A 26,845-nucleotide genomic window follows, 5' to 3' on the forward strand; every position below is an offset into this window, starting at 1 on the left:
GGCGACCCGGACTCGCGCAGTACCTGCGCCCTGGACAGAACGGCACCCACGCCGGCCGCGGCCGCTCCGGAGCGAGCGGAGCGGCCGCGGCCGGCGTGATGGTCGGCGGGCCATAACGGGCGTGGGCCCCGTGAGCGTCAGCGGGCCGTGCCGAAGTCCTGCGTCCAGTAGTTGCCGGGCTGCGCCACCCCCACACCGATCTCCTTGAAGCCGCAGTCCAGGATGTTGCGCTTGTGGCCGGCGCTGGCCATCCAGCCCGCCATGACCTGCTCGGGCGTGGAGTACCCGTACGCGACGTTCTCGCCGTAGGTGCTCCAGAGGTAGCCCGCGCGCGTGATCCGCTGTCCCGGGTCGGACCCGTCGGAACCGGTGTGCGACATGGTGTTGTGGCTCGCCATGTCCGCGCTGTGGGCCTGGGCGGCCTGCGAGAGCTTCGCGTTCAGGGTGACCGGGGAGCAACCGACCTTGGCGCGTTCGCTGTTGACCAGGGCAACCACGCGGGCGACGGCGGGGGTCGCTGTGCCTGCGGCGGGAGCCGTGATGGTGGGCGGCTTCGGTGAGGCGGTCGTCGAGGGAGGCACGGCGGTCGGCTTCGGCGCGGCGGCGGTCCTCGTCGGGGCGGGCGGGGTGGTCGCCTTCGAGACGGGCGCCTTGGACTTCTCCGGGGCGGGCGCCTCAGTCCTGGGAGAGGTCGTCGGCGAGGCCGAGGGCGAAGCCGTCGCCGTGGGCTTCGCGGTCCGGACGTCCCGCCCCCGGTGCCCGTCCCAGGACGCCTTCCTCCCGTCCGTCCGGTGTCCGTCCCAGGACGCTTTCCTCCCGTCCGTCCAGGGACCGCTGGACGTGGCGGTGGTGGCCTCGGCTCCTTCGTCGCCCATGCACGCCATGGCGGCCGACGGCACCGCCACCGCGCCCATCGCCAGGACGGCGACGACTATGGGCCGGCGGCGCGTCTTCCTGCCGTGCTTCCGGTGGTTCCTCATGCGGACCTCGTTCGGTCGACTCTCCTTGCGCCTCCGGCGGGCTCGGTTTCGCACAGACACTGCGCTTGAGCTGCGGGGACGCCTTGCGGGGCCGTCATTGTTAAAAGCTGCGGGAGGGTACGACAACGGGGGCTTCAACTACCTCACCTAGTAGGCGAGGGCACCCTTGAGTCCGGCCCGGGATTGTGCCGGGCCGCCGCGCCGGACGCCGTCGGCGCCTCACACTCCGTCAGAAGGGCGGCAGAGGCGGTCCGGCGGCTCGAGGCCGGTGACCCGGGCCGGTGACCCCGGCCGAGATGCCGCGTATGCCTGCTTCCATATGTCAGATCCGCCTATATCAGCCACACGCCACGTACTATCGCGGCACGTTGATGAGGACCGGGCGTGTGAGGGATGTCACCGACTTTCCCCACAACCCTTTCAATGCCCGGCGGGGGGCAGTCAGGCGGCAATGACCGTGCGCAGGAGCGCGTCGAGGTCGCCGGCGTAGGTGCCGTGACGTCGTCGACCACGCCTACCGCCAGGCCATCACCGCCGCTCGCGGCCGCCTGGACGCCGAACGCCACCTCGCGGCGCTGGGCGACGAACACGCCCTCGCCTCGGTCGCCGTGTAAAGGCAAGAGGACAACACCGGGACATCCGGTGGAAGGCATCCACTGCGACGTGGATGCTGCCAGAACCGATGCTGAGCGCCGCCGTGCCCGAGCCCGATCTACGGCCGGGCTGCGCTGTGGAGCCCAGTGGGACGGGTTCCGGACGCTGGTCTCCGTCGCGCAGGGTGACCGCACAGGCCGGACGCCGCCCGCCCTCGAGGGTGTGCCGGCGGCTGGGCAGCAGCACGGCCTGTCCGTCGGCGGGCTCGTCACCGAACTGCGGGCGCACCTCGGTCAGCCACCACGCCAGCAGCCGGTCCACCCCGTCGATGGCCGGCACCAGGTCGGCGGCGTACGCCAGGGCGCGGTCGACGTCGCCGAGCTCCCGGTGGATCCCGATCCCCCGATGCCCGAAGTACGTCTCTTTTCAGCCATTCCCCTATAACGCCCCTGTACGGAAAGGTACTTCCGTACGGGAGCACGCGCCTGACATCTTGCATCCACCACTCGTTTCGTACGGCCCCGCCGGTGCCCTCGGCACGGCCGGGCCGTCTCCGGAGGATGCATTGATACCCCACATATCCAGCAGACCTAGACGCACGCTGGTGCTGGCGGCCACGCTCGGCACCGCCCTCGCGTTCGGCGCGCCGGGCGCCCTCGCGGGCACGCTCCCCGTCGCCTCCTCCACCGCACCGGCCACCAAGGCCCACGCTCCGGCCGCCGTGCCGGCTTCCCAGAGTGCGACCTGGGTGGCCGGCACGCGTGCCTACCTTGTGATCACCGCGCCCGGTGACAGTTCGGCGGTCCGCTCCGCGATCGCGGCCAACGGCGGCACCGTCTTCTCGAGCTTCGACGCCATCGGCGTGATCGTCGCCCACTCGGCGTCCAGCGGATTCGCCGCCACCCTGCGCGGCGTCGCCGGCGTCCAGCAGGTAGGCGCCACGCGTACCTCGGACGTCCCGGCCGACGCCTACAACCCGGCGCTCCCGGCCAATCCGGCTCAGGCCTCGACCCCGGCCGGAGAACCGGTCCGGGCCGACATGAGCCAGATCAAGGCCGACCAGGCCTGGGCCGTGAACCCGGGCTCCGCCGCCGTCACGGTCGGCATCCTGGACACCGGTGTGGACGACCAGCACCAGGACCTGGCGCCCAACTTCAACGCGGCCGACTCGGTCTCCTGCGCCTACGGCAAGCCCGACACCCGTGCTGGCGCCTGGCGGGACGTCGACACGCACGGCACCCACGTAGCGGGCACCATCGCCGCGGCCAAGAACGGCAAGGGCGTCGTCGGCGTGGCCCCCGGGGTGAAGATCGCCGCGGTCCGGGTCGCCGAGCCGGGCAACTCCTTCTTCTTCGCCGAGAACACCATCTGCGGCTTCGTCTGGGCCGGTGACCACGGCTTCAAGGTCACCAATAACAGCTACTACACGGACCCGTGGCAGTTCAACTGCCCGGACAACATCGACCAGGCCGCCATCATCGAGGGCGTCAAGCGCGCCCAGGAGTACGCCGAGGGCAAGGGCTCCCTCCAGATCGCCGCCGCGGGCAACGAAAACTACGACCTCGCCCACAAAACGACCGACTCCGCGAGCCCGAACGACTCGACGCCGGCCACCCGCACCATCACCAACGCCTGCCTCGACATCCCGACCGAGCTGCCGGGCGTGGTCACGGTCGCGGCCAACGGCACGGGTGTCACCAAGGCCTCGTTCTCCAACTACGGGCAGGACGTCATCGACGTCGCGGCGCCGGGCAGCAACGTGTACTCCACCGTCCCCGGCGGCGGCTACGGCAGCAAGAGCGGTACCTCGATGGCCACCCCGCACGTGGTCGGCGTGGCGGCACTCATCGCCAGCGCCAACCCGGGCATCACCCCGGCGCAGATCCGCGCCAAGCTGGCCGCCCAGGCCAACGACATCGCCTGCCCCTCGGACAGCCGCTGCACGGGCACAACGGCCAACAATTCGTTCTTCGGCGAAGGACAAGTCGACGCCCTCAAGGCCGTCGGGACCACCCCGCCGCCCGGCAAGTACTTCGAGAACCTCGCGGACTTCGCCATCAACGACAACGCGACCGTGGAAAGCCCGATCGCCGTAACCGGCGTGACCGGCAACGCCCCGGCCACCCTCAAGGTGGGCGTGGACATCAAGCACACCTACATCGGTGACCTGAAGGTCGACCTGGTGGCGCCGGACGGCACCGTCTACACGCTGCACAACCACGCCGGCGGCAGCGCCGACAACATCGCCCAGACCTACACCGTAAATGCCTCCTCGGAGGTCGCGAACGGCACCTGGAAGCTGCGCGTCAACGACAACGCCGCCTCCGACACAGGCAAGATCGACGCCTGGAACCTGACCTTCTAGCGCAAGGCCCGGCAACGCCCACGTACAACACGCACTGCGCCGGCGACAGCTCCTTGCCCGCGGCCACGGACAAGGCGGGCCGCGGTCTGTTCGGCCAGGGCTGCGAACTGCTGGGTGGCAGAGGGCATGTGGGCCTCGGCAGCGGTGAACGCCGCGGTCGGGGCCCATACGCCGGAGACGTCCAGGAAGGCCGCGAACGGCCTGGGACCGGCGTCCAGCTCACCGTGCGCCTCCCTGAGGAGCTGCAGGGCCGTGTCCGCGCTGACCGTACGGGCAGCGGGGCCGCGGCTGCGCGCGCCGCGGCCCCGAGGAGTGCCGGCCGGCTCGACCTGCTGACACCCGCGCGGCGGCGCAGAGGGCGCGGCCGAGGGTCTGACCGGCGCCCCCGAAGGTCTGTCCGGCGGCATCGAGCCGCGGCAGGATCACCCGGCGACCTGATGGAAGCGCTCGCGGGCGCACCACCCCATCAGCGAGACCCGCAACGCGCCATGCGCCGCATGGTCAAGGAAGCCAACAGCCTCGGACTGACACTCCGCTTCGATCCCATTACAGCGATCTGACCTGCACGATTGACTCTATTTTCGTGTCAGTCCCCGCAGCAGTGAGGGCTGGGGACGACCCAGCAGGAGGTGCCCAACCGTGCATCAGACCCGATCGATGTGGGCTGTGACGGTGACGCGGTCCAATCGACGGGGGACTGCGCGAGACCCTGCACGGCATCAAGAAAGCAGTCGAACAGGCAGATAGCTGGCAATTACCCTCCGAAGCCGCACGGCTGTCCAGCCAACCAGACGATGCTCCGCACCACCAACACGCCCCCCACGTAGCCCGGTCCCGCGCCCCCTCCGGCGCAGCCCTTCCCCCGACTCAGTGAAGGGCCCGCGCCCCGCGGTTCGGAGGCGGACCCTTCTACCGGTGCTTCAGTGCTTGTCGCGCTTGCCGGGCATGGACTGCTTGGCGTCGTCCATGGCCTCCTTGGCCTTGCCCTCCGCCTGCTCCATCTTGCCCTCGGCCTTCATCCGGTCGTTGCCGGTGGCCTTGCCCATCGCTTCCTTCGCTTTGCCCTTCATCTTGTCGCCCTTGCCAGCCATGTCTTGCTCCTTACTGAAGAGAACCGGTGACGCTGCCAAAATAGAACTTAAATGCAGATACCGCCCGGCAACTGATCCGCGGAAGCCTGCCCGGAGCATGCGAGGGCCTAGGCGCTGCTCGGTGGAAACGCATACGCCGTGACACCGATGCCAACCAACCCTCTCTGACGCGGGTGGGCACCCGAGCCGAACAACCGGAAAGACCCTCTGGGCCGAGCGCAGCTCACGGCGCCGCACGGACATGACGGCGGCGCTCTGGGAGGTCGCGCTGATCCGCCTGGCCAAGCTGGGCACCGTCAACTGGCAGATCGACTAGCGCTCCGGAGAATCGATCCTAGGCTCGGTCGGCCGCCAAGCTGCGCGTCAACACGGACGCGTGATTCAACGAAGATGCCGCCGCCCACAACGCGCACCAGGGTCAGGCGCGGGCATACCCCGGTGATCCGGGTGCGCGGATGCTCCCGGCGCCGCTTCTCGTCGCCGCTCTGGCCTGCTACAGGCAGGGCGAACGCTCCCGCCTGATCTCCCGGCCCAAACGGCACGTCGATCACAAGCGGGCGGCAGACGCGGTTTTCTGCTGGACGGACTGCTGCGACCTGCTGCCGCTGCCCACCGACAACTCGGCGCATCGATCGTGCTCGTCTGGGACAAATTGAACGTGCACAAGGACCGCCGGCCGCGAGAGTTCAGCGACTCTCAGGAGCAAGTGACCTCCCGCCTGGCACGCGGAACTGCGCGTTTAGCGGCGCGGGGCCAATCCTTAAGCCACGCTTGCAGGGGTACCCGGCACGGATGACAAAAAATGACTCTCCTAGGCAAAACAAGCGAACCGGTCAGAGTGATGTGGCGACGCCCGACGAGGCCGTCGGCCCCGGGCCCGAGGTGGAGGAGCGCGCTCCGGATACGCCGGCGGAGCTACCCCGGCAGGCGTGGGGCAAGGTCCTCACCGGGAGTCTTCGGGAGTTCCAGAAGGATGAGCTGACCGACCGGGCCGCGGCGCTGACGTACTACGGAGTGCTCGCATTGTTCCCGGCGCTGCTGGCCCTGGTTTCCCTGCTGGGCATCACAGGCAAGTCGACCGCGGACAAGGTGCTGGACAATATCAACCAGCTGGCCCCCGGCTCGGCCCGCGACATCCTCACCCGTGCGGTTGAACAGCTGCAGGGCAACGCCGGCATCGGATCGATCGCAGCCATCGTCGGACTGATGGTCGCGGTGTGGTCCGCCTCCGGCTACGTCGCCGCGTTCATCCGCGCCGCGAACGCGGTCTACGACATGCCGGAAGGCCGTCCGGTGTGGAAGGTCTTGCCGGTACGTCTCGGTGTGACGATCGTGCTCTTGCTGCTGGCCGTGGCCAGCGCGCTGATCGTGGTCTTCTCCGGTGGTGTGGCCCGTCACGCGGGCGCCACGCTGGGCATCGGGGATACCGCGCTGACGGTGTGGTCGATCGCCAAGTGGCCCGTCCTGGTCCTCCTGGTCACCGTCATGATCGCCATCCTGTACTGGGCGTGCCCGAACGCGAAGGTGAAAGGCTTCAAGTGGATCACCCCGGGCAGCTTCCTGGCCCTGCTGATCTGGATGATCGCCTCCGCCGGATTCGCTTTCTACGTAGCCAACTTCGGCTCGTACAACAAGACCTACGGCACCATGGCCGGCGTCGTCATATTCCTGGTGTGGCTGTGGATCAGCAACCTGGCCATCCTTTTGGGTCTGGAATTCGACGCCGAGGCGGTGCGCCAGCGGGCTATCGCGGGGGGCATGTCACCGCGGAGCGAGCCCTACACCCAGCCCCGCGACACCCGGAAATGGGACGCGGAAGACCGACGACGCCTCGAAGATGATGATGAGTAGCCGGCCCTGGTGAGTCATACCGGAAGTACCATCGGCGAGCGCTGCCTCAACCGCGCCCCACAATTCTCGCGCAGCATGCCGTCCCGAAGACCCTGAGTGGGAGAAGCACCGGCCCATATCGTTTTGGAAGTGTGCATCGCCACTCCGGGGACACTCACCGTTCATGAGACTGGCAGCAGAGATCAGCGAGATGGACCGCCAGCTTACGCAGCAGGCAGCCGGCCATATCGCGCCCAGCATCGGGCGGGTGCTCTCGGCGGTCGAGGAGACCGCAGAGGGCAGCAAGCTGTGGTTCGGCACGGCAGTGGTGATCGCGACCCTCGGCAAGAGACGCGGACGGACGTCCGCCGCCGCAGGCCTTGTCGCACTCACTGTCGCGCAGCTGGTCTCCAACGGAGTGTGCAAGATGCTGGTCGACCGGCCCCGGCCGCCCAAAGAGTCAATCCCGCACGACGAGGTCGAAGACCGTCCCGACTCGTCCTCCTTCCCTTCCGGGCACACCGCGGCCGCCTTCGCATTCACCGCCGCCATAGCGCCCACCATGCCGCTGGCGGGGATCTTGTGCGCGCTGCCGGCGGCCCTCGTGACGGTCGAACGGGTCCAGTCAGGAGCCCACTACCCCACCGACGTCGCCGCCGGGGCCCTCATCGGCCTCACCGCCGCGCGGCTCACCCGACGTCTGCTGCCCAACTGCTGAAACATCGGTCAGAGCCGTCCTTTCGTTTTCCGCAGAGCGTTGCTCGCGTAGTAACAGACATTTACCCCCCTTGAACGCGCTATTGGGGGTACTCAAGCCGATCAGGGTCCGGCCTGACGCTGTCGGCCCCAGAACAAAACGAGCGGGAGATGATCGCGTGTCTTCGGTACGACCGTCCAGTCCAGGCCCCAGCGGCGACGCAAACGGGGCGCACGCACCGGTGGGCGAGCTGGTTCAGCAGGCGTCCCAGCAGCTGACCGAGTTGGTGCGCAGCGAGATGAGACTGGCCCAGGCCGAGATGAAGGAGAAGACAAAGCGCTACGGCAAGAGCGGAGGCCTCTTCGGGGGTGCCTCCCTGGTCGGCTTGCTGATGCTGCAGGCGCTCGTCGCCACCGTGATCGCCGCCCTGGCCCTGGTGCTGCCCGTATGGGCCGCAGCTCTCGTCGTCACAGCCGCCCTCGGCGTGATCGCTGCGATCCTGGCCCTCGGCGGAAAGAAGCAGGCCGACAAAGCGGCCCCCCTCACACCCCAGAGCACGATCGAGAACGTGAAGGCCGACGTGGCCGAGATCAAAGGGAGCGCACACCGATGACCGACACGCCCGCCGACCAGAAGGACACCCCCACCCCCGCCGAACTTCGCCAACAGATCGAAGAGCGGCGCCACGCCCTCGGGGAGACCGTCCAGGCCCTCGCGGACAAGACCGACGTCAAAGCGCAGTCCCGGCAGAAGGCCACCGAGCTGAAAAAGCAGGCCGCCGCGAAGGCCGGCGAACTCCAATCCAAGACCGCGCAGGCATCCGCACGACTGCGGAACAAGCTGCCCGACCCCGTGAAGGACAGGGCCGCCCAGGCTGCCGGGCAGATCCGCACCAGGGCAGCACAGGCCGGACAGATGTGGGAAGACAAGGCGCCCGAGCCCTTGCGTCGGAAGACCGCCCAGGCGGGCCAGTCGGCGCGGGACAACCGCACTCTGATCCTTGCAACAACCGCGGGCGTTGCCGCGCTGTGGCTGGTCAGCGGCCGCAGAAGGAGCTGAGCAGATGAAAGCCTCAAAGATCGCCTACAAGCCCGTCGGGCTCGCCCTGGGAGCCGTCAGCGGAATGATCGCCGGCGCCGCTTTCAAACAGGCCTGGAAAGTAATCGGACACGACCAGGACGCACCGGACGCCACCGACGAAGAACGCGGCGGGGTCGAAGTCCTCCTGGCCGCCACCCTGCAAGGCGCCATCTTCGCCCCCGTCAAAGCCGCCGTCGACAGCGCATGCTTGTTCTTGGTCGCTCGCAGGTCGAGTCCCTGCTCGACATGGACTCGCTGATCGATGCCCTGGCCTCGGCGATGGCAGACTTCAGTGCGGGCCGCGCCTCGGTACCCGACCGCGTCGCCGCCCAGGTACCCGCACGCGATGGATTCCTGGCGGCCATGCCGGGCTTCCTGCCGTCGGCCGGGGTGCTCATGACCAAGCTGGTGTCCCTCTTCCCGCACAACGACGGGGCACGGCTGCCTACACATCAGGCGCTGATCGTGGCGTTCGATCCGGACACCGGCGAGCCCGCTGCCGTGCTGGACGGTACGGCCATCACCGCAGCGCGAACCGGCGCCTGTTCCGCCCTGTCGGCGCGACTGCTGGCCCGCGAGGACGCGACGGTGCTGGCAGTGCTGGGCACCGGCGTGCAGGCGCGGTCCCACGCCCGCGCGATCTGCCGGGTCCGCCCGATCCGGCTGATCCGCGTGGCCGGCCGGGACCCGGCGAAAGCCGCTGCCCTGGCCGATGAACTGTCAGAAGTACTGGAGACCGAAGTTCGGGCCGTGTCCAGCTACGCCGAGGCGCTCGACGGCGCGGACATCGCCGCCGCGACCACGCACGCTGTCGAACCCGTGATCCGCCGCCCCTGGCTGACCCCCGGGGTGCACATCACCTCCGTGGGGTACAACCCGGCCGGCCGCGAGATCGACGACGCCACGGAGGACACCGTGAGCAAGCCCCGCCCGCAAGGCCCCGGGACCGGTGAGGGGCCGATGCAGAAGCCCGTACCGAGGGACCTGCCCGATCAGCAGGCGGCACCCGACGAGGACCCTTTGGACGTCGTCGGCGTACCCGGGCAGTCGGCCGAGAGCCGCCCGACCGGGGCGGAGCGCAGCGGCGCGGAAGGCGAAGCCGAGGAGCCCGACACAGAGGTACCCGACACGGACGAGTCGGGTACCGGCCGCAGGGGCGCCCCGCACTCCGGCAGCCCCCGCCCCGAGCAGCCGGTGCCGGACGAGCCGTCCGCCTGACAGGCGCGGCCGCCGCAGGCGCTCGGGCGGGTGACACGGGGGGCGAGGCCCGCGACCGCCGACCGAGACCGGCCGCCGGAAAGGAGTCACCGCGTGGGGAGACCAGGAGAAGGAGGTCGACCTGCGGTTCGGGGCCGAACGGTAGCCCGGCCGAAGAGACGCGGGGCGTTGTCGTGCGCGGGCTCAGCCCCTCGCGCGCCGATCCGTCCCGCCCGACCTCACGGAGGAGAAGACCGACATGGTGCAGATCGGGTACACGATGATGACCGAGCAGGCCGGCCCGCGCGAACTCGTCGACCACGTGGTCCACGCCGAGCGAGCCGGATTCGACTTCTCCGTCACGTCCGACCACTACTTCCCCTGGCTGGACTCCCAGGGACACGCCTCGTACGCGTGGAGCGTGCTCGGCGCGGCCGCGCAGGCCACCGAACGTATCCCGCTCATGACGTACGTGACGTGCCCGACGACCCGCTACCACCCGGCGGTCGTCGCCCAGAAGGCCGCCACCCTGCAACTCCTTTCCCAGGGACGCTTCCGCCTCGGACTCGGCTCCGGCGAGAACCTCAACGAGCATGTGGTGGGCGGCGGATGGCAGGCGGCGCATGTCCGTCTCGACATGCTGGAAGAAGCCGTGGAGATCATCCGGGCTCTCTTCGAGGGAGGTAACGTCAACCACCACGGCGTCCACTTCGACGTGGAGAACGCCCGACTCTTCGATCTGCCAGACACCCCGCCGCCGATCGGCCTAGCCGTCTCGGGCGACCACTCGTGCGAGATCGCCGGTCACCTCGCCGACCTCCTGATCGCCACGGAACCCGAACCGGAACTGATCTCCGCGTTCGACCGGCACGGCGGAGCCGGCAAGCCCAAGGTCGGCCAGCTTCCCGTCTGTTACGACACCGACCGGGACGCTGCGATCACCCGTGCCCACGACCAGTTCCGCTGGTTCGGCGGCGGCTGGCCGGTCAACTCCGAACTGCCCGGCCCGGACGCCTTCGCGAGCGCCACCCGATTCGTACGCCCCGAGGACGTGGCCGACTCCATACCCTGCGGCGACGACGTGGAGAGCGTCGTCGAGGCCGTACGGCCGTTCGTCGACGCGGGGTTCACCGAGGTCGCTCTGGTCCAGATCGGCGGGGACCACCAGGAGCCCTTCATGGAGTGGGCGGAGCAGAAGCTGCTTCCCGCCCTCCGCGACCTGTAAGAACGTGAGGACACCCGTCATGCCCACGAAGCGAGCCTCGATCTTCGATGTCGACGGAACCCTGGTCGACACCAATCATCTGCACGTCGTCACCTGGTGGGAGGCGTTCCGGCAGTCCGGACACCGTGTTCCCACACGCGAGGTGCACCGGGCGGTCGGCCTCAACAGCGACGACCTAATCGAACACCTGCTCGGCAAGGACCGAGACCCCGAGGACGACGGACAGCTCAAGGCCGCACACCACGCCCTCTACGCCACCTTCTTCGACCGGCTGCCCGCGCTGGAGGGCGCGGGCGAACTGCTGCGCGCGCTGGCCGGGCGCGGCTGGGAGATCGTCCTCGCGACCTCGGCGGGCGGCGCGGAACTCTCCGCTCTGCGCCGCGCCATCGACGCCGACGACGTCATCCTCGGGGCGGCCAGCGCGGACGACGTCCGTTCGGGCAAGCCCGCCCCCGACCCCGTCGCGCGGGCCAGGGAGCTCGCCGGCGTCCCGAGCGGACGGGCGATATTCGTCGGCGACACCGTCTGGGACATGAAGGCCGCCGCACGGGACGGGGTGACGTCCGTGGCGGTGCTGTCCGGCGGCATCCCCCGGGCCGACCTGGAGGAGGCGGGAGCCGGCGCGGTCTACCGGGACGTCGCGGATCTGCTCGACCACCTGGACACCGGCGCCTTCGCCGACCGGGAATGACGGCACCTGTCCCACCGCCGGGATCGGGGTACCCGGTGCTCGGCGACCGCCGGAGCACGCCACAGAGCCCCGGCCCGAGTCGGCTTGGGGATGGAGGTGCCATCGCTGATCACACAGGTCACGGCGGCGAGTTCGACCCCGCGCTTCCGGATGGCGAGGGTATCCAAGCGCTGCTCGAAGGCCGAGCCCGCCAGTGAGCACGCATTCCGCAACAGGTCAGACGTTGCTTCGCGCTACGTCGCGGTCCCTGCGGGCGCGCAGGCAACGGACCATTTCCTCCGCGTACGGAAGAGCGACACACAGGCCAACGCCTGCGGCGAGCGCCGTGAGGTAACCCGCAGGCAGGGGGCGCTCCTTGGGCACGAGCTTCCAGTCGTCCGCCTGGCCGCCGCTGCTGAAGGTTGCGCGGACCTGATCCCAGTGCAGGCACGCGGTGAAGGCGGCAGCTGTCACCGGCAACACCTCAAGGAAGCTGTGAACGTGCTGCTCAAGAGGCCGTACCTCGCGCTTGTCGGTGGCCAGCGACACGTCCCACAGCGCGGTGGCCCCGTGAGCCACAGCCGCGCCACCCATCAGCGACAGAACCAGCGGGTTGACCTTGGCAGTCAGTCCCGCGACGACCGGGATGCCTGCTTCGGTCATCATCAGGGCGTGCACCGCGGACTCCCGTACTCCACTGGTGTGCTCGATGTCCGAGCGGCGGTGCATCACCCAGTCCGCCACGGCGGGAACGAACCACAGGGGCAGAACGCCGTACAGCAGGAACCTGCGGTTGGCGTTCTCCACATCCTCGGCCTGGCCCGGAATGCGCAGCGCGGGTTGCGAACGCCAGCGCCGCCAGCGGGTGAGTGTCGAAGCGCGGTGGATGCTCATGGATTCCTTTCACGGCCGGATGGGGGCGTGCGCGGGGGCGGGTACCCGGGAGCAGCGAGCCGAGCGGGGTGAATCAGTAAAAACCGGTTGATCGCTCAATGGCTCCGGATCGTCGCCACCCTGGCCGAGGGAGGAGATCTGGTCGAGTCCGACCATCCGCAGGATGGGCAGAGTGCTGGCGGGTACGGCTTCCAGCGCTTTGTCCGCCTGCGCGGTGTGGGCATGGTGGTGGGCAGCGATGAGGGCGCTGAGTCCGCTGGAGTCGCAGAATTCCATGCGGCCGAGGTCCAACGTGAGGCACTGGCCCGGCCGGAGGGGGACGGGTGGGAATCAACTCTTTTAGTTCGGAGGCAGTGTCGTAGTCGAGTTCCCCGGCAATCTCCAGGACGGGGGCCGGTGGCGGTGTCTCGCGTGGTGATCTTCAGCGGGCTCATCGGGTGCTTCTCGTCAGGGTGTCGGTGGTTAGGGCGCCGAGAGCGAGCAGGGCGGTGTCGCCGTCGAGCCCGTCTCCGAAGCTGTGCAGCAGACCGGTGAGGGCTTGGACGAGGGCGGGCGTGGGCTTGCCGGCGTGGTCGGCGGCGAAGGCGAGCAGGGTCTCGTCCCCGAACAGGCGGTGCGGTCCTCGCTCGTACGGGCCTTTGTGATGCCGTCGGTGTAGAGCAGGAGGGTGTCTCCGGGGGCGAGGACGGTCCTGGCCGCGGTGAAGCGGGCGGGCGGAGGGCAGGATGCCGACGAGGAGGCCGCCGGGGGCGGGCGGGAATGCGCCGGCCCTCGGCTCGCAGCACGATGACCGGCGGGTGGCCGCCTGAGGCCAGGTGGACGGCGACCTGCCCGACCGGGTCGGGCTCGAGGGCGCCGAACACGGCGGTGCAGTACCGCGGGTCACCGCTGCCGCCCGCGTACCGTTCGTAGAGCACCCTGCACCCCCTGTCTTCCTCCCACCCCTCTACGAACCAGGTCACGGCGGAACAGACGAGGCTGCTCAGGGAGCGGGCTCGGCGGGACGATCCGGAGTCTGCCGTTCACGAGCGTGGGTACTCGGCGGCCATGGACCACGAATACTGGAACATCGCGCTCTCGAACGCCGCGCTCGGCACGCTCGGTGCCCTGCTGGGCGGGCTCGTCATCGTCGGGGCCCTGGTGTGGGCGGTGGGGCTGGGCATCCGGGCGCGCCGTCGCGAGCCGAGCCCGCCCACGGCTCATGAGCAGCCCAAGCTTCCGCAATCGGGGCCCGCGCACGAGACCTCGGAGATCAGGGAACCGAATGAGGTGCCCCGCGCCGCGAACGAAGGCGAGCGGCTCACCCCGCATCAGCTCGGCGGTTCCGGCAACAGGCGCAGTGACCGGCAGGAACGTCCACGCTGGGGCTCCGGATCGAGCGGGTCGTTCGGCGGCGGGGGTTCGGACTGATGCCCAACCTGCCGGACCGCCCTGATCTTCCGAATGCCTGGAGCACCTAGAGCGCCGACCGGCTTTCGTCGCGGAGCGCACGTCTGCGTGCACTCGATCCGGGTACTCGGCGCCCCTCCCCCGAGCGAGGTGATGAAAGTGGCATCGACTCCAAGCCGGTCGGCTCTGGCCGGCCTGTCCGCATTGGTCACGGGCGGATCCAGGGGCCTCGGCCTGCTGCTGTCCGCACGGCTCGCCCAGCGCGGCTGCCTGGTCACGATGGCGGCCCGAGACGAGGACGAACTGCGACGCGGCGCCGAATGGGCCGAGGAAAGGACCGGCAAGACGTTCTCCACCGCGGTGTGTGACGTCCGTGACCGCAACGCCGTGGAGTCGGTGGTCCGGCAGGCGGATGGCCGGCACGGCGGCCTCGACATCGTCGTCGCCAACGCCGGTGTCATCCAGGTTGCCCCGGTGGCGTCGCTCGACAGCGGTGCCTTCGAGGACGCCATGGACACCATCTTCGGTGGCGCCGTGAACACGGCCATGGCGGCGCTCCCCTCTCTGCGCGCGAGCGAGGCGGGAGGCCGGCTGTGTCTCATCGGCTCGGTCGGCGGGCTGCTCGCCGTTCCACATCTGCTGCCGTACTCGTGCGCCAAGGCCGCCGTCGGAGCGTTGGGCGAGGGACTGCGGGCCGAGACGGCCGGAGACAGCCTCAGCGTCACGACCGTCCATCCCGGACTGATGCGCACCGGCTCGCATCTTCAGGCCGAGTTCGGCGGACGCTCGTCCCAGGAGTTCGCCTGGTTCTCCGCGCTGTCGGGGGCGCCCGTCGTCTCGATGGACGCCGATCGTGCGGCGGAGCGCATCGTAGGGGCGCTGGAGAAGCCCAGGACCCGCCTGGTGCTGACTCCCGCCGCGCGTGCCGCGTCGGTGGCGCACGGCGTGGCACCGGCCACGGTCACCCGGCTCAGCGGACTCGCCGCCCGGCTCCTACCCACTCCCCCGGTCGCACCCGGCGACGCCGGGCACGGCATCGAGCAGGGCCACCGCGTCGACCGGACCGCCTCCACCTGGACGGAGAAGGTACGCCGACTGGGCAGCGGCCTCAACGATCGGGCCGCCCGCCGCTACAACCAGCAGATCCCGGGCCCACCGACCAGCGCCTGACCGTTCGGCCGCGGTCGAAGCCGGCCCTCGCGACAGAAGGAGCTCCGATGCGCGCACTGACCTGGCACGGCAAGAGGGACGTCCGTGTGGAGACCGTGCCGGATCCACGGATCGAGAAGCCCGACGATGTGATCGTACGGATCACATCGAGCGGCATCTGTGGATCCGACCTTCATCTCTACGAGTTGTTCGGTCCCTATCTGGACCCCGGGGACATCTTGGGACACGAGCCCATGGGCGTGGTCGAGTATGTCGGGTCCGAGGTTCACGCCCTCAAGCCGGACGATCGCGTCGTGATCCCCTTCAATGTGTCGTGCCGCGACTGCCACATGTGCGACCGCGGGCTGCACTCGCAGTGCGAGACGACACAGGTCCGGGAACGCGGCACCGGTGCCTCGCTCTTCGGGTACACCAAGCTCTACGGCCAGGTCCCGGGCGGCCAGGCCGAGCTGCTGCGGGTCCCCTTCGGCAACAGGCTGCCCATCAAGGTCCCGGACGGGCCGCCGGACGACCGCTACGTCTATCTGTCCGACGTCCTGCCGACCGCCTGGCAGGCGGTCGAGTACGCCGACATCCCCGAAGGCGGCACGGTGACCGTCCTCGGGCTCGGCCCGATCGGTGACATGGCAACTCGGATCGCGCAGCACCGCGGGGCCGGCCTGGTCATCGGGATCGATCCGGTCACCGAGCGGCTCTCCCGCGCCTCCGCACACGGCGTCACATGCTTCGACGCCCGACGCGATGGTGCCGAACTGACCGAGGCCGTACAGGAGTTGACCGAGGGACGAGGCACCGATGCGGTCATCGACGCCGTCGGGATGGAGGCTCACGGAGCGCCGTTCGCCAAGGCCGCCCAGTGGGTCACCACCCTGCTTCCGGACAGCGTCGCGCAGCCGCTCATGGAGCGGGCCGGCGTGGACCGGCTGACCGCCCTGCACACGGCCATAAGGCTGGTACGGCGCGGGGGCACGGTCTCCGTCTCCGGCGTGTACGGCGGGGCGGCGAGCCCCATGCCGCTGCTGACCATGTTCGACAAGCAGATCCAGCTACGGATGGGCCAGGCGAACGTGTGGCGCTGGGTCAAGGACATCCTGCCGCTGCTGACCGACGCCGATCCGCTCGGCGTGGACTCCTTCAAGACCCACGATATGCCGCTGGAGGATGCCCCCAAGGCCTACGCGATGTTCCAGGCCAAGGAGGACGCCATGGTCAAGACGCTCCTTCACCCGTGACCCCGGATTCCACGGCTCGATCCGAATTCGACCCTGTCCACATGTTTGTGACCGCACGAATGACCTGGAGTTACCTGATGGAGGAACGACAGACTTCTGGCCAGAGCCGACGCATGGGCGTGTGCAAGGCGTGCGGGAGCAGGCCGGCCGTCCCCTCCGAGGGCGAGACGATGCTGTGCGAGCGCTGCTCCCGTGTGCTTGAACTGCCAGGCCAGGCAGCATTGGTGGACGATGAGGGGGCCGGGGTCCGGCGCGATTTCGAAAACCGCGACGGCCGCCCAGAGACCTGAGGCCGAAGACAGCGCGTAGGACGCGACATCCACCCCGAGGGCCACGAGAACAGCACGGCCCATCGGACAGAAGCGGCGAGGACAGATCAGCCCTCGGCCACGACCCGCACGGTTCTGAGGTGCGGGTCGGCGGCATCGGGCAGGAACATTCCGGCCGCGACGCCCGGGGTCAGGTACCGCAGTACAGGCTCGGTCAGTCGTTCGCCGGGCAGAGCCGCTGGGATGCCCGGCGGGTACGGGGTGATCATTTCCGCGGCGATGTGGCCGGAGGTCTCGGCGACCGGTACCTTCTCGTGCCGGGCGAAGTAGGCGTCGCGGGGCAGGCTTGTCTGTTCCACGCGCAGTTCGGCCGGTGAAGGCACGACGACCTGTGGCGCGTCGCACAGGATGTCGGCGTGGTCGGCGAGATCACGCAGGGCGGTCAACAGACGGCCGGCGGTCTCCTCGTCGTCGGCGTGTGTCAGCTGGGCGCTGATCCGCCGGTGATCGGACAGGTGCGCGTCGACGTGATGGTGCTCGCGCAGCCAGTCCGCCGCGCGGTAGCCGGTGGTGCCCAGTTCGCGGATGTCCGTCACGACCGGCAAGGGATCGAAATCCGCAGCGAGACCGGGGCCGCAGAAGTCGGCCGCGTCGTTGACGTGGAAGCCGTCGATGGTCTCGATGGCCGTTCCGGTGCGGGACGCCAACTCCAGTGCCCCGCCGATGAGTTTGCGGCCTTCTTGAACCATCTGCCGACGCCAGGCGTCGATGCCGGCGTAGAGCAGGACATTGGGGCTGGTCGTGCCGAGAAGGTCTGCCCGGGAGGCGGGCTCCGCCGGATCGATGAGATCGCCTCGCAGGTGGAACACGGAGCCCTGCTCCAGGCCGTGCCCATCTTGTGGACGCTGGTCACGCAGATGTCCGCGCCCGCGTCCATGGCCCACGACGGCAGGTCGTCGTGGAAGGGCAGGTGAGCGCCCCACGCCTCGTCCACGATGAGCGGTTTGCCGCGGCGGTGTCAGACCTCGGCGATGCCGGCCAGGTGGGCCGCCGCCCCGTACGGCGTCGGGCTGGTGACCAGGGCGCCGTCGGCGTCGGGGTGCTCCGAGAACGCCTTGTCGTTGGCGGCCGCAGACGGCGGATGGGCGATGTGGAGCGAGGCGTCCCACTGGGGCTCCACCCACACCGGCTCGACGCCGGAGAGAATGAGGCCCGCGATCACCGACTTGTGCGCGTCCCGGCCCACCAAGAGCCGGCTGCTGGGACAGGCCACCACCAGCATGGCGGCCTTCACCGAAAGTGAGCTGCCGCAGGTGGAGAAGAACGTGTGCTCGGCGTGAACCGCGTCGGCCATGAGGCGTTCGGCCCGCTCCAGGACTCCGCCCCGCGTCAGCCGGTCGTCAAGACCCCCGCCGACCGGGACGTCACCGAAGAAGACGGCGCCCCCCCAGCACAGCTCGCGCCCGCGGATCCGCACCCCGGGCCTGTTTGTGCCCCGGAGGCGTGAAGCCCAGCTCGTCGACATCGTGATAGCGAGTGAGCGCCTCAAGGACGGGTGCCTCATCGTGGTTCAGATCCCTAGGGATGGAGCGCCCGGGTTGGACGGCTCGATGTCAGACGCCGCGACGGAAGCACCCGCAGGCGAAGACCCGTCGACCAGAATCCCTGAAAACAAGACGCCGTCTGGCAGAGCACCGCCCTGGGAACGGGTACTCGGACGAAACCGATGGCCGGCCACGGCTTCCTCCCGGGCAGGGACGGACGCGACGGAAGGGAGGTCTCTGATGACACGGCGCGACGAGGGCATGTTGCGGATGCTGAGGAGCCTGCTGGCCGGCAGCCACGTGATGTCCTTCGAGCAGTTGCCGTCGCGGGTAGCTGAACAGGCTTCGGCGGCCGACTTCGACGACGTGCGCATCTACCTCGGCGATCTTCAGCGCGACGTTCTGCGCCTGCTCACCGGCGAGGGGGCGGACGCCGCGCGGAAGACCGGAGATGCGCAGCCGGAAATGCCGGTCGAGGGCACAGTCGCCGGGCGCGCCTATCAGTACGGACACATCGTGGCCGCCGCCTGCAGCGAGAACGGGCGCCAGACCTGGTGGGTGCCACTCCTGGACGGCACCGAGCGCCTCGGCGTCCTGCGCGTGACCAGTGCCCACGACGGTGACAGACTCTACGAGGACATGCTGACGCTGGCGTCGGTGGTGGCCATGCTGGTCGTCAGCAGCCGGGACACCAGCGACTCCCACGCCCGTCTGACCCGCATCAAGGCGATGAACGTCGCGGCCGAGATGCAGTGGACGCTGATGCCGCCGCGCACCTACGCCGACGACCGGGTCATGATCGGCGCGGCCCTGGAACCGGCCTACGAGGTGGGCGGCGATGCCTACGACTACGCCGTCGCCGGAGACACCATCCACTTCTCGGTCTTCGACGCCATGGGACACGACACCTCCGCCGGCCTCACCGCCAACCTCGCCGTGGCCGCCTGCCGCAACCACCGCAGTCAAGGCACTCCGCTGGACCAGCTCGGTGACCGCATCGAGCAGGTTCTGATGGAGCAGTTCGGCCACAGCCGTTACGTGACCGGGGTCCTCGCCGATCTGGACGCCAAGAGCGGCATCCTGACCTGGGTCAACCGCGGCCATGATCCGCCCGTCCTGATCCGCGGCGGACGCTGGTCCACGCTCCTGAAGTGCCCGCCGTCCCATCCCATGGGCACCGACCTGCATCTGCCCACCACTCTCTGCCATGAGCAGCTCGAACCCGGCGACCGCCTCGTCTTCTACACCGACGGCATCACCGAAGCCCGCGTCGGAGGTGGGGAGTTCGGCCTCGCGCGCTTCATCGACTTCCTCGTCCGCCACCACAGCGACGGCCTGCCCGTCCCCGAGACCCTGCGCCGCCTCATCCGCGCCCTGCTCCAACACCACAACCAGCAATTGCAGGACGACGCCACCATCCTGGTGTGCGAATGGTTCGGCCCGCAGCGCCGGAGCATCAGCGTCGTCGCACCACAGGCCGGCGTGCCACTTCCTGCATACCCCAAGTGATCGCAGTGTCACGGTCGCCGTAAGATCGGCTCGCGCCTCATCTTTCGCCACTCCAGCCCGTACCCGCGAGAGGCGGCCTCGCGGCCGGACCTGCCAGGTAGGTGCGCGCGGTGGCCAGGGCGTCGGCGATGTCGCGGGTGCCGGTGGACACGCACAAGGTGTAGGTGAGGTCGCGCAGGCGCCGACCGGTCGGCGGCTCCTCCTCGGCAACGAGCGTTTCGTACTCCGTGACGAGTCGGCGCAGGGTGGCGCGGTGAGGCGTCAGCATGGGTGCGCAACTCCCTGATTTCAAGGCCTCGCCGCCTTGGGCGGACCCTCGGTCGCCGCGCGGAGTACGTCCGTCCCTCAGAAAGGAGAAACCACGGCCGGAAAGATCGAGATCCCTCGGGCGTGCGCCTTCGCTCCGAAGCACCGCCCTCCGATTTCCCCACCACTCCGTCCGCAAACGCCCCGTCGAAGTACCGTCTCGCACCTGGCGCCATCGGGTCCGCGACCATCGCCACTCGCCCGGATGTGTGTTTCAGCCTGATTTGGTAACCCGGTCAGAGCGTGGTACTTCGAACGGCGGAGGCGAGCATGGCCGTACGGCATCGTCTGATCCGGAAGTCCCCCGAAGCCGTCTGGGATGTCCTGTCCGACGCCGATCGGTTCGAGGAATGGGTGGTCGGCACCTCCCGGGTCGAAGCGGACGAGGGAAGCTGGCCCGACCTGGACGCGACCCTCCGCTACGAGATTGCCATCGGGCCGATCACCTTGCACAACCGGACCATCGTGCGCCGCAGCGAGCCGAACACCGTCCTCGAACTGGAAGCGGACAGCGGAGCTCTGGGGACCGCGAGGATCGCGCTGGAGCTGCGGCCCTGGGGCGAACACACGTTGCTGATCCTGGACGAACACCCCTTGCGCGGCCCAGGTGGCGCCCTGCACAACGGCCTCCTGGACGCGGCGCTGCAGGTGCGGCACCGAGCGATTCTGCGCCGCCTCGCCAGGCTCTGCGAGGCGGCCGATGAGCCATCCCGCACCCCGGTTGGACAGGGCGGGCACCCGCGCCGTGCCTAAAGCGCAGGCGGTCACGCCACCCGGGCGCGACCCACCCATCGAGCCAGGAGCACGTCATGGCGGACGCAGTAGTGATCGGGGCGGGTCCCAACGGCCTTGTCGCGGCCAACCTCCTGGTCGACGCCGGCTGGAGTGTGGAGCTGCTGGAAGCCCAGGACACGCCCGGCGGGGCGGTGCGGCACGACCATGGGGTCGACCCCGATTTCACCAGCGACGTCTTCAGCGCCTTCTATCCCCTGGCTGCGGCCTCACGGGTTCTCGACGACCTGCATCTGGAACACGAGGAGCTGGCGTGGAGCCACGCCCCGAAGGTCCTCGCCCACCCACTGCCCGACGGCCGGTGCGCGGTCTTGAGCCGTGACCTGGAGGAGACGGCCGCGAGTCTGGACGTGTTCGCTCCGGGCGACGGCCCGGCCTGGGAGAGCCTCTGGCGCGTCTGGGAGAGGCTGCGCAAGGGCATCCTCGACGCCTTGTTCACCCCCTTCCCGCCGATCCGCGCCGGCGCCGGTCTGGCCCTGCGGCTGCGGGGCGCGGGAGGACTGCGGTTGGCCAGGACGATGATGCTGCCGGTGCGCCGGCTGGGCGAAGAGGAGTTCCGCGGCGAGGGCGGCCGGCTCCTGCTCGCGGGCAACGCCCTGCACGCCGACCTGGCGCCGGAGGCCGCGGGCAGCGGCGGATTCGGATGGCTCATGTCCATGCTGGGCCAGACGTACGGCTTCCCCGTTCCGGTCGGCGGCTCGGGAGCCCTCAGCGGCGCCCTCGCCCGCCGCCTGACACGACGCGGCGGAACCATCCGCTGCGGGGAACAGGTCACCGAGGTCGCCATCCGTGGCGGCCGCGCCGTCGGCGTCCGCACGGCGTCCGGCGAGGGAGTCCCGGCCCGCAGGGCGGTCCTGGCCGATGTGTCCGCACCCGCTCTGTACAGCTCGCTCGTGGCCGAGGAGCACCTTCCCTCACGCCTGCTCGCCGACCTGAAACGCTTCCAGTGGGACTTCGCCACCTTCAAAGTCGACTGGGCTCTGAACGACCGGGTGCCCTGGAGCTGCCCGGAGGCCGCTCAGGCGGGAACCATCCACCTCGCCGACGGAATCGACGCCCTCACGCGTTTCGCCTCCCAGATCGCCATGGGCCGCGTCCCCGACCAACCCTTCTGCCTCTTCGGCCAGATGACCACCGCCGACCCCAACCGCTCCCCCCGCGGAACCGAGGCCGCCTGGGCCTATACGCACGTACCGCAACAGGTGCGGGGCGACGCAGGGGACGACACGCTGACGGGATCGTGGGACACCCGAGAGCAGGCAGCCTTCGCGGATCGCGTCGAAGCACACGTCGAGCGCTACGCCCCCCGGGTTCCGCGGCCTCGTCCGGGCCCGGCGCATCCTCGCCCCGCCCACGCTGGAGAGCCTGGACGCCAACCTGCACCGCGGCGCCATCAACGGTGGCACCACCGCCCTGCACCAACAGCTCGTCTTCCGGCCCAGTCCCGGCACCGGCCGCCCGGAGACACCCGTCCCTGGCCTGTATCTGGCCTCCGCCTCCGCGCACCCGGGCGGCGGAGTCCACGGCGCCCCTGGGGCCAATGCCGCACGGGCCGCCCTGCGTCGACACCGAACCGCGGCTCTCTCCCGCCTCCAGAGCCGCCTGCCCCACCGCGACCACGGGGGCCGGCGGTGACGATCGCCGGACCCGGCGGTCGCACTGCTCGCGGACGCCCGGTCGCGGTGAACACGGGCTCGAGGGCTCGTCACCGCAGTAGACGGCTGGCTTCCACACCCCACTGCGAGTGCGGACCTCAGGGAAGGGGCCAGTCGGGCGGATGCCCAGTCATACTGGTGATCATCTGCGTGCACAGGTCGCGGAGCTCGACGTTGCCGTGTTGCGGGGCGGAGCGCCGAATGCCGAAGGCGACATCGGCGGTGCAGCGGCGCTGCCCCATGATCACCTCCAGGGCCTGGTCGATGATCGGGACGGGAATCTCAGCAGGGCCAGTCCCTTGGAACATGCTTCCGCGCACCCCGCCCCGGGACCGCGGCGTGAAAATCGGTGGACCATGGGTACTCGCGGTGCAGGAGCACGCCGGTGTGCACGGTCAGACGTCTGCACGCGTTCGTACGCGCGGAACCCCACAGGCGCTCGCGACGCTCCGGCGAACACCACGGCACCGATCCCGGCACACCGGTCAGTGAGGCCGATCATGAGTGACATCCCGACCCCATCGCAAGCAGAAGGCGAACGCACCGACGACGAGATGGAAGCGGCCCTTCACGACGTCCCCCGAACGACTCCGTCACAGGCGGAAGGCGAGGACACCGAGGAAGCGAACACGGGGAACGAGCAGCGCAGACATTCATCCGAGTCGAAGCACTGACCCGGCCCCGCCCGGCAGCGCTTCGGCGCCCCTATGAGGAAATCCTGGTGACGAGAGGCTGATCAGCGAACGCTCGCTGTTGGGCCGGAGACCACCTCACTAAATCGACGACGCTGAAAGGCAGGCCCGAAGTTCCGGTCTGCGGGTTCGTGTGCCTCAGTCTGTGGCCGCTCTTCAGCGTCTCGCGAGGCTGCCCCGGCAGGCACCGGCCGACGCACCGGAACGCCCGCACACCTCCTACAGCCACCCGGGCACCCGCCCACCCCGCAGGAAGCCCAGCGCCTGGCCGACCGGGTCCCGATACCCGCATCACCGTCGAAGCCTCAGGGGGGAGCGGTCACCAGGCCGAGCGCGCGAGGGATCCCTCGAAAGACGGAACTGGGCGCGGACCTCGACGCCAGCCGCAGCGCACGCATGGGGTAAAACCGCCGAGGGCGCGTCGCGGGAAGTCGCGCGGCCCAGCAGACGATCTCGACATGAGTACCCCAGGGGCCCACTCGGCCGGGGGATGTCTTCCTGTGCTCGGACCTCGGCTCATACATCCCCGGCAGTCGGCCCAGCGGCTCCCGATTACCTGGCCGAGCATCGCCCGAGCCACGCGCGGCCAGCCCGGCGGCGTCAACAGGCTGGCGACGCTCGACGAGAAGGTCGGGGCCAGGCAGTACACCAAGCAGTCAAGCCCCTGCTGATCAGAGGTATGCGATCGCAGACTCGCAACCGGCGGGCACCCGGATCGGCAGGCGAAACCGCAGGCGTGGTCGGGGCGTTTGAGTTGGTGTGGTGCGCCGCCGGTGCGCACCCGCGCTGGTGGCGCGTGGATCATAGGCGGATGACGATCAGGGCGACGTCGTCGCGGGTGCTGCTGCTGACGCCGAGGTTCGCGAGCAGGGCGTCGGCGAGGCGTTCGGGTTCGCGGCGGGCATGGCGGCCGAGCGCGTTGGTGAGGCGTTGCAGGCTGTCGTCGATGTCCTCGCCGGGGCGTTCGATGAGACCGTCGGTGTAGAGCACGAAGGTGTCACCGCGGGAATAGGGCAGGGCGGCCTGGGGGTGGGGGACGGGTTCGGGGCGGGTTCCCAGCGGTGGGTCGGTGGCCTGGTCGAGAAGGTCGAAGGTGCCGTCGGGGTGGACCAGGATGGCGGGCAGGTGGCCAGCGCTGCTGTACACGATGCGGCGAGCACGGGTGTCGACGACGGCTTGGACGACCGTAGTGGCCAGCGCGCCCTCCACGTCGCGTGCATACAGGCCCAGAACATCCAGGGCCTGCGCGGGCCACTCCACGGCCCGGACGACGGCGGACAACGCGCTGCGGAGCATACCCATGACGGCGGCGGCCTCCAGGCCGTGGCCGACGACATCGCCGACCGCGACGGCAAATCTGTCCTCGGGCAGGTCGACCACGTCATACCAGTCGCCGCACACGTTCAGCGACCCGACGGCGGGCAAGTAGCGCACCGCGGTCCCCCGGTGCCGAGCCAGATGAGGCGAGTGGAGCATGGCCTCCTGCAAGGTGAGGGCGATCTTGCGTTCCCGGGCATGGGCTTGGCGCAGTTCCTCGTTCAGCCGCTTGAGCTCACGCGCCCGCGCGTACAGTTCGACCTCCATCGCCTCCACGTCGCTGAGCGCCCCGCCTTCTCTCAGGCGAGGGTGGGAGCGGATGAACGAGGTCACGTCCTCCCCTCGGTGGAGGATCCACTCCACCTGCCCATCCGGCCCGAGCACCGGGGTGTTGATCGCGGACCACCAACGTTCCTCGAACACGCCGGGCCGCTCGGCCACGGAAATGTCGTACTTCATCGGCGCCACCGTGTCCGGCTCCTTCGAGCGCAGGACCCGGTGCAGGGAGGCGTGCAGATTCCGCACCCCGTCAGCATCCGGGTCCGCCGGATTCTCAGGAAAGGCATCGAAGAGATACCTCCCGAGCAGATCCTCCCGAGTACGGCCGGTCACCCGGCAGGCCGCCTCATTGATGTCGGCGAGCACCAGATCCGGGCCCAGCACCATACAGGGGCTGGGGGTGACCGCGAACAGCGCCTGGTAGTCGATCGCCGGCCTCGCCACACGGTGCGGCCTCGCATCCTCATCAGGGCTGCCCTCGTCCTTCACCCTTACGTTCTACCGGTCGTCGGCGCCCTCAGCACCTGCGCAGATCGCTGCCCTCGGGACCGGTACCCGCCCGGGCACCGTCTTCGAAGCCCCCGAGACCGTCATCTGCCCGCCCGGTGTCCACCCCGCCACGGCACGATGGCCCGATCGATCCCGGGACATCTCATCCGGGATCCCGGGATGGGGAGAAGAAGTGACGAACGCGCTGACCAAGGCGTGTGCACGCCCTCAGGGCGAGGAGACGGCATGACCGAGTCCAGCGATCGCAAAATCGAGTCCGTGTGACTCCTCCCCCGGTTGAAGCCGGGGGCTTCTCGTTACGTCGGGTTGACGCTGCGATGGACCAGCCCGGCCCGTAGAACATTGGTGGCTCCCACTGTGTCGGCGTGCGCGTGGTGGCCGCACGAGAGGCAGTGAAACTTTTCCTGGGTGGGCCGGTTCTCCTTCGCGGTGTGCCCACAGTGGGGGCAGGTGCGGGAGGTGTTGCGGGGGTCCACGGCGATCACTTCCCGTCCGGCGCTTTCAGCCTTGGCGTGCAGGATCGTCAAGAACACCCCCCATCCGGCATCGTTGATCGACTTGTTGAGCCCAGCCTTGGTGGCGGCCCCGTTGGGCAGGAAGCTGCCCGGCCGGTCGGGGTCGGGTTTCGGTGCGGGGGCCTTGCTCATGTTGCGGATCTTGAGGTCTTCGTGCGCGATGACGTCATGCCTGCGGACCAGGTCCAGGGCGGTCTTGTGCGCGTGATCCAGCCGCCGGCGGCGGACCTTGCCGTGCAGCCGGGCGACCTTCTCCACGGCACGCCGGTGGTTGGCGGTGCGGTCCTTGGCCTTGCAGCGCGGGAACCGGGACAGAGCCTGCTGCGCGGCCTGGAGATTGGCGGCCGCACGACGGCCGTGGCGCGGGTTGGGCACGAAGACGCCGCCCGAGTCGGCGAGGAAGTTCGCGATGCCCAGGTCGATCCCGACCACGCTGCCGGTCGTCGGCAGCGGCTGTGGCTGTTCCTGCTCGGCAGTGAGCACGACGAACCACGTGCGGCCCTCGCGCTTGACCGAGATCGTCTTGACCCTGCCGAGCACCGGCCGGTGCCGGTTGGCCTTCACGTGCCCGATGCCCTGCAGGCGGACGCGGGTGACGGCCTCGTGCGGGGTGGAGTCCCACCGGCAGCCGTCCCCGTCCTTCGGGAATTCCACCGTGTCGAACCGGTTCACCCCACGAAAGCGCGGGTAGCCCGGGGTGTCGCCGGACTTGATCCGGCGGAAGAACGCGGCGAACGCTTTGTCCAGACGGCGCAGGGTGGCCTGCTGCGAGCTGAAGGACCAGCGGCCCTGACGCTCCGGGTCGAACGCCCGGATCTCCTTGAGCTGCCCGGACTGCATCCCGTACTGGACGCTGGTCCTCGAGACGTGCCGCCAGGCATCGCGGCGCTCTTGCAGGGCCCCGTTGTAGAGAGAGCAGTGATCCCGCAGCATCTCCGACAATGCCTGCGCCTGACGGACGGTGGGCCGCAGAAGGAACTTATAAGCACGGATCATCCAGCCCACCCCCTCCAGCCGATTTCACTCGACCCTAACCACCCATG

At 69.5% G+C, this 26,845-nt stretch carries 23 protein-coding genes and 4 pseudogenes; 17 read left to right on the top strand and 10 right to left on the bottom strand.

The features are described from left to right. Positions 1–137: 137 nt before the first annotated feature. Complete coding sequence (locus ABZV42_RS28190; protein WP_355989503.1) at positions 138–980, bottom strand: CAP domain-containing protein; 843 nt, start codon at positions 978–980, stop codon at positions 138–140. 497 nt (positions 981–1,477) lie between these two features. Between ABZV42_RS28190 and ABZV42_RS28195 the strand changes: the two are divergent. The 3 genes and pseudogenes from ABZV42_RS28195 to ABZV42_RS28205 all read left to right on the top strand — a co-directional run. After that, positions 1,478–1,594 (top strand): annotated as a pseudogene (locus tag ABZV42_RS28195) (thioredoxin-disulfide reductase); the annotation flags it as partial. A gap of 49 nt (positions 1,595–1,643) precedes the next feature. Further along, the gene (locus ABZV42_RS28200) at positions 1,644–2,018 is read left to right on the top strand and encodes a hypothetical protein (RefSeq protein WP_356054143.1); all 375 of its coding nucleotides are present in this window, start codon (positions 1,644–1,646) and stop codon (positions 2,016–2,018) included. A gap of 160 nt (positions 2,019–2,178) precedes the next feature. Beyond that, positions 2,179–3,939 (top strand): S8 family serine peptidase, encoded by a 1,761-nt coding sequence (locus ABZV42_RS28205; protein WP_355989500.1) that lies wholly within the window; start codon positions 2,179–2,181, stop codon positions 3,937–3,939. Between the two features lie 920 nt (positions 3,940–4,859). Here the strand turns inward: ABZV42_RS28205 and ABZV42_RS28210 are convergent. Further along, positions 4,860–5,030, bottom strand: a complete 171-nt coding sequence (locus ABZV42_RS28210; RefSeq protein ID WP_355989497.1) for a CsbD family protein — start codon at positions 5,028–5,030, stop codon at positions 4,860–4,862. 792 nt (positions 5,031–5,822) lie between these two features. On the opposite strand from ABZV42_RS28210, the gene ABZV42_RS28215 reads away from it, so the two are divergent. The 8 genes from ABZV42_RS28215 (at position 5,823) to ABZV42_RS28250 (ending at position 11,750) form a co-directional block, all read left to right on the top strand. Then, on the top strand, positions 5,823–6,881 hold the full coding sequence (locus ABZV42_RS28215) for a YihY/virulence factor BrkB family protein (protein WP_355989495.1): 1,059 nt from the start codon (positions 5,823–5,825) through the stop codon (positions 6,879–6,881). Between the two features lie 163 nt (positions 6,882–7,044). Continuing rightward, entirely contained in the window at positions 7,045–7,578 is a 534-nt protein-coding gene (locus ABZV42_RS28220) for a phosphatase PAP2 family protein (RefSeq protein WP_355989492.1), read from the top strand. A 220-nt stretch (positions 7,579–7,798) separates the two neighbouring features. After that, positions 7,799–8,170 carry a phage holin family protein gene (locus ABZV42_RS28225; RefSeq protein WP_355989489.1) on the top strand — a complete coding sequence of 124 codons (372 nt, stop codon included), beginning with the start codon at positions 7,799–7,801 and terminating at the stop codon, positions 8,168–8,170. Further along, positions 8,167–8,616, top strand: coding sequence for a DUF3618 domain-containing protein (locus ABZV42_RS28230; protein WP_355989486.1), 450 nt, complete (start codon positions 8,167–8,169; stop codon positions 8,614–8,616). The genes ABZV42_RS28225 and ABZV42_RS28230 overlap by 4 nt, the downstream gene beginning before the upstream one ends. Positions 8,617–8,620: 4 nt before the next feature. Beyond that, positions 8,621–8,896, top strand: coding sequence for a DUF4235 domain-containing protein (locus ABZV42_RS28235; RefSeq protein WP_355989484.1), 276 nt, complete (start codon positions 8,621–8,623; stop codon positions 8,894–8,896). Continuing rightward, positions 8,842–9,855 carry an ornithine cyclodeaminase family protein gene (locus ABZV42_RS28240; protein WP_355989483.1) on the top strand — a complete coding sequence of 338 codons (1,014 nt, stop codon included), beginning with the start codon at positions 8,842–8,844 and terminating at the stop codon, positions 9,853–9,855. Before ABZV42_RS28235 ends, ABZV42_RS28240 begins: the two co-directional genes overlap by 55 nt. Before the next feature lie 238 nt (positions 9,856–10,093). After that, positions 10,094–11,059 carry an LLM class F420-dependent oxidoreductase gene (locus ABZV42_RS28245; RefSeq protein ID WP_355989482.1) on the top strand — a complete coding sequence of 322 codons (966 nt, stop codon included), beginning with the start codon at positions 10,094–10,096 and terminating at the stop codon, positions 11,057–11,059. A 19-nt stretch (positions 11,060–11,078) separates the two neighbouring features. After that, positions 11,079–11,750 (top strand): HAD family hydrolase, encoded by a 672-nt coding sequence (locus ABZV42_RS28250; protein ID WP_355989481.1) that lies wholly within the window; start codon positions 11,079–11,081, stop codon positions 11,748–11,750. Positions 11,751–11,966: 216 nt separating this feature from the next. On the opposite strand, the gene ABZV42_RS28255 is transcribed toward ABZV42_RS28250, so the two are convergent. From ABZV42_RS28255 to ABZV42_RS28265, 3 genes and pseudogenes are all read right to left on the bottom strand, one after another. Continuing rightward, positions 11,967–12,623: a diguanylate cyclase gene (locus tag ABZV42_RS28255; RefSeq protein WP_355989479.1), complete on the bottom strand. Its 657-nt coding sequence runs from the start codon at positions 12,621–12,623 to the stop codon at positions 11,967–11,969. Between the two features lie 9 nt (positions 12,624–12,632). Then, on the bottom strand, positions 12,633–12,899 hold the full coding sequence (locus ABZV42_RS28260) for a hypothetical protein (RefSeq protein ID WP_355989478.1): 267 nt from the start codon (positions 12,897–12,899) through the stop codon (positions 12,633–12,635). 154 nt (positions 12,900–13,053) lie between these two features. After that, positions 13,054–13,543: pseudogene (locus ABZV42_RS28265) on the bottom strand (PP2C family protein-serine/threonine phosphatase); the annotation flags it as partial. Between the two features lie 127 nt (positions 13,544–13,670). On the opposite strand from ABZV42_RS28265, the gene ABZV42_RS28270 reads away from it, so the two are divergent. The 3 genes from ABZV42_RS28270 to ABZV42_RS28280 all read left to right on the top strand — a co-directional run bounded on the left by ABZV42_RS28270 (position 13,671) and on the right by ABZV42_RS28280 (position 16,414). After that, on the top strand, positions 13,671–14,033 hold the full coding sequence (locus ABZV42_RS28270) for a DUF6479 family protein (RefSeq protein ID WP_355989476.1): 363 nt from the start codon (positions 13,671–13,673) through the stop codon (positions 14,031–14,033). A 132-nt stretch (positions 14,034–14,165) separates the two neighbouring features. Continuing rightward, positions 14,166–15,182 carry an SDR family NAD(P)-dependent oxidoreductase gene (locus ABZV42_RS28275; protein ID WP_356054145.1) on the top strand — a complete coding sequence of 339 codons (1,017 nt, stop codon included), beginning with the start codon at positions 14,166–14,168 and terminating at the stop codon, positions 15,180–15,182. 47 nt (positions 15,183–15,229) lie between these two features. After that, positions 15,230–16,414 carry an alcohol dehydrogenase catalytic domain-containing protein gene (locus tag ABZV42_RS28280; protein ID WP_355989472.1) on the top strand — a complete coding sequence of 395 codons (1,185 nt, stop codon included), beginning with the start codon at positions 15,230–15,232 and terminating at the stop codon, positions 16,412–16,414. A gap of 376 nt (positions 16,415–16,790) precedes the next feature. Here ABZV42_RS28280 and ABZV42_RS28285 read toward each other — a convergent pair. Further along, positions 16,791–18,257 (bottom strand): annotated as a pseudogene (locus tag ABZV42_RS28285) (ornithine decarboxylase). A gap of 210 nt (positions 18,258–18,467) precedes the next feature. Here ABZV42_RS28285 and ABZV42_RS28290 point away from each other — a divergent pair. Then, positions 18,468–19,736, top strand: coding sequence for a PP2C family protein-serine/threonine phosphatase (locus ABZV42_RS28290; protein ID WP_355989470.1), 1,269 nt, complete (start codon positions 18,468–18,470; stop codon positions 19,734–19,736). 37 nt (positions 19,737–19,773) lie between these two features. Here the strand turns inward: ABZV42_RS28290 and ABZV42_RS28295 are convergent, their stop codons facing one another. After that, on the bottom strand, positions 19,774–20,004 hold the full coding sequence (locus ABZV42_RS28295) for a DUF5133 domain-containing protein (protein ID WP_355989468.1): 231 nt from the start codon (positions 20,002–20,004) through the stop codon (positions 19,774–19,776). Positions 20,005–20,312: 308 nt separating this feature from the next. Between ABZV42_RS28295 and ABZV42_RS28300 the strand changes: the two genes are divergently transcribed. Continuing rightward, the gene (locus ABZV42_RS28300) at positions 20,313–20,795 is read left to right on the top strand and encodes an SRPBCC family protein (RefSeq protein WP_355989466.1); all 483 of its coding nucleotides are present in this window, start codon (positions 20,313–20,315) and stop codon (positions 20,793–20,795) included. Between the two features lie 56 nt (positions 20,796–20,851). Next, a pseudogene (locus ABZV42_RS28305) lies at positions 20,852–22,469 on the top strand (NAD(P)/FAD-dependent oxidoreductase). A gap of 118 nt (positions 22,470–22,587) precedes the next feature. On the opposite strand, the gene ABZV42_RS28310 reads toward ABZV42_RS28305, so the two are convergent. The 3 genes from ABZV42_RS28310 to ABZV42_RS28320 all read right to left on the bottom strand — a co-directional run bounded on the left by ABZV42_RS28310 (position 22,588) and on the right by ABZV42_RS28320 (position 26,798). Further along, positions 22,588–22,797, bottom strand: coding sequence for an ANTAR domain-containing protein (locus ABZV42_RS28310; RefSeq protein WP_356054147.1), 210 nt, complete (start codon positions 22,795–22,797; stop codon positions 22,588–22,590). 1,185 nt (positions 22,798–23,982) lie between these two features. Next, entirely contained in the window at positions 23,983–25,221 is a 1,239-nt protein-coding gene (locus tag ABZV42_RS28315; RefSeq protein WP_355989463.1) for a SpoIIE family protein phosphatase, read from the bottom strand. Between the two features lie 362 nt (positions 25,222–25,583). Next, on the bottom strand, positions 25,584–26,798 hold the full coding sequence (locus ABZV42_RS28320) for a transposase (RefSeq protein ID WP_355989460.1): 1,215 nt from the start codon (positions 26,796–26,798) through the stop codon (positions 25,584–25,586). Positions 26,799–26,845: the final 47 nt, after the last annotated feature.

The sequence above is a fragment of the Streptomyces sp. NPDC005281 genome (genome assembly GCF_040607495.1).
In the GTDB taxonomy this organism is placed as follows: domain Bacteria; phylum Actinomycetota; class Actinomycetes; order Streptomycetales; family Streptomycetaceae; genus Streptomyces.

What these genes read in the sequence shown, in the direction of transcription:
- ABZV42_RS28275 (WP_356054145.1), top strand. Translation starts at nt 14,166, where the DNA reads ATGAAAGTGGCATCGACTCCAAGCCGGTCGGCTCTGGCCGGCCTGTCC.
- ABZV42_RS28240 (WP_355989483.1), top strand. Translation starts at nt 8,842, where the DNA reads ATGCTTGTTCTTGGTCGCTCGCAGGTCGAGTCCCTGCTCGACATGGAC.
- ABZV42_RS28245 (WP_355989482.1), top strand. Translation starts at nt 10,094, where the DNA reads ATGGTGCAGATCGGGTACACGATGATGACCGAGCAGGCCGGCCCGCGC.
- ABZV42_RS28215 (WP_355989495.1), top strand. Translation starts at nt 5,823, where the DNA reads ATGACAAAAAATGACTCTCCTAGGCAAAACAAGCGAACCGGTCAGAGT.
- ABZV42_RS28280 (WP_355989472.1), top strand. Translation starts at nt 15,230, where the DNA reads ATGCGCGCACTGACCTGGCACGGCAAGAGGGACGTCCGTGTGGAGACC.
- ABZV42_RS28190 (WP_355989503.1), bottom strand. Translation starts at nt 980, where the DNA reads ATGAGGAACCACCGGAAGCACGGCAGGAAGACGCGCCGCCGGCCCATA.
- ABZV42_RS28270 (WP_355989476.1), top strand. Translation starts at nt 13,671, where the DNA reads ATGGACCACGAATACTGGAACATCGCGCTCTCGAACGCCGCGCTCGGC.
- ABZV42_RS28255 (WP_355989479.1), bottom strand. Translation starts at nt 12,623, where the DNA reads ATGAGCATCCACCGCGCTTCGACACTCACCCGCTGGCGGCGCTGGCGT.
- ABZV42_RS28320 (WP_355989460.1), bottom strand. Translation starts at nt 26,798, where the DNA reads ATGATCCGTGCTTATAAGTTCCTTCTGCGGCCCACCGTCCGTCAGGCG.
- ABZV42_RS28250 (WP_355989481.1), top strand. Translation starts at nt 11,079, where the DNA reads ATGCCCACGAAGCGAGCCTCGATCTTCGATGTCGACGGAACCCTGGTC.
- ABZV42_RS28230 (WP_355989486.1), top strand. Translation starts at nt 8,167, where the DNA reads ATGACCGACACGCCCGCCGACCAGAAGGACACCCCCACCCCCGCCGAA.
- ABZV42_RS28310 (WP_356054147.1), bottom strand. Translation starts at nt 22,797, where the DNA reads ATGTTCCAAGGGACTGGCCCTGCTGAGATTCCCGTCCCGATCATCGAC.
- ABZV42_RS28300 (WP_355989466.1), top strand. Translation starts at nt 20,313, where the DNA reads ATGGCCGTACGGCATCGTCTGATCCGGAAGTCCCCCGAAGCCGTCTGG.
- ABZV42_RS28210 (WP_355989497.1), bottom strand. Translation starts at nt 5,030, where the DNA reads ATGGCTGGCAAGGGCGACAAGATGAAGGGCAAAGCGAAGGAAGCGATG.
- ABZV42_RS28290 (WP_355989470.1), top strand. Translation starts at nt 18,468, where the DNA reads ATGACACGGCGCGACGAGGGCATGTTGCGGATGCTGAGGAGCCTGCTG.
- ABZV42_RS28235 (WP_355989484.1), top strand. Translation starts at nt 8,621, where the DNA reads ATGAAAGCCTCAAAGATCGCCTACAAGCCCGTCGGGCTCGCCCTGGGA.
- ABZV42_RS28295 (WP_355989468.1), bottom strand. Translation starts at nt 20,004, where the DNA reads ATGCTGACGCCTCACCGCGCCACCCTGCGCCGACTCGTCACGGAGTAC.
- ABZV42_RS28260 (WP_355989478.1), bottom strand. Translation starts at nt 12,899, where the DNA reads ATGGAATTCTGCGACTCCAGCGGACTCAGCGCCCTCATCGCTGCCCAC.
- ABZV42_RS28220 (WP_355989492.1), top strand. Translation starts at nt 7,045, where the DNA reads ATGAGACTGGCAGCAGAGATCAGCGAGATGGACCGCCAGCTTACGCAG.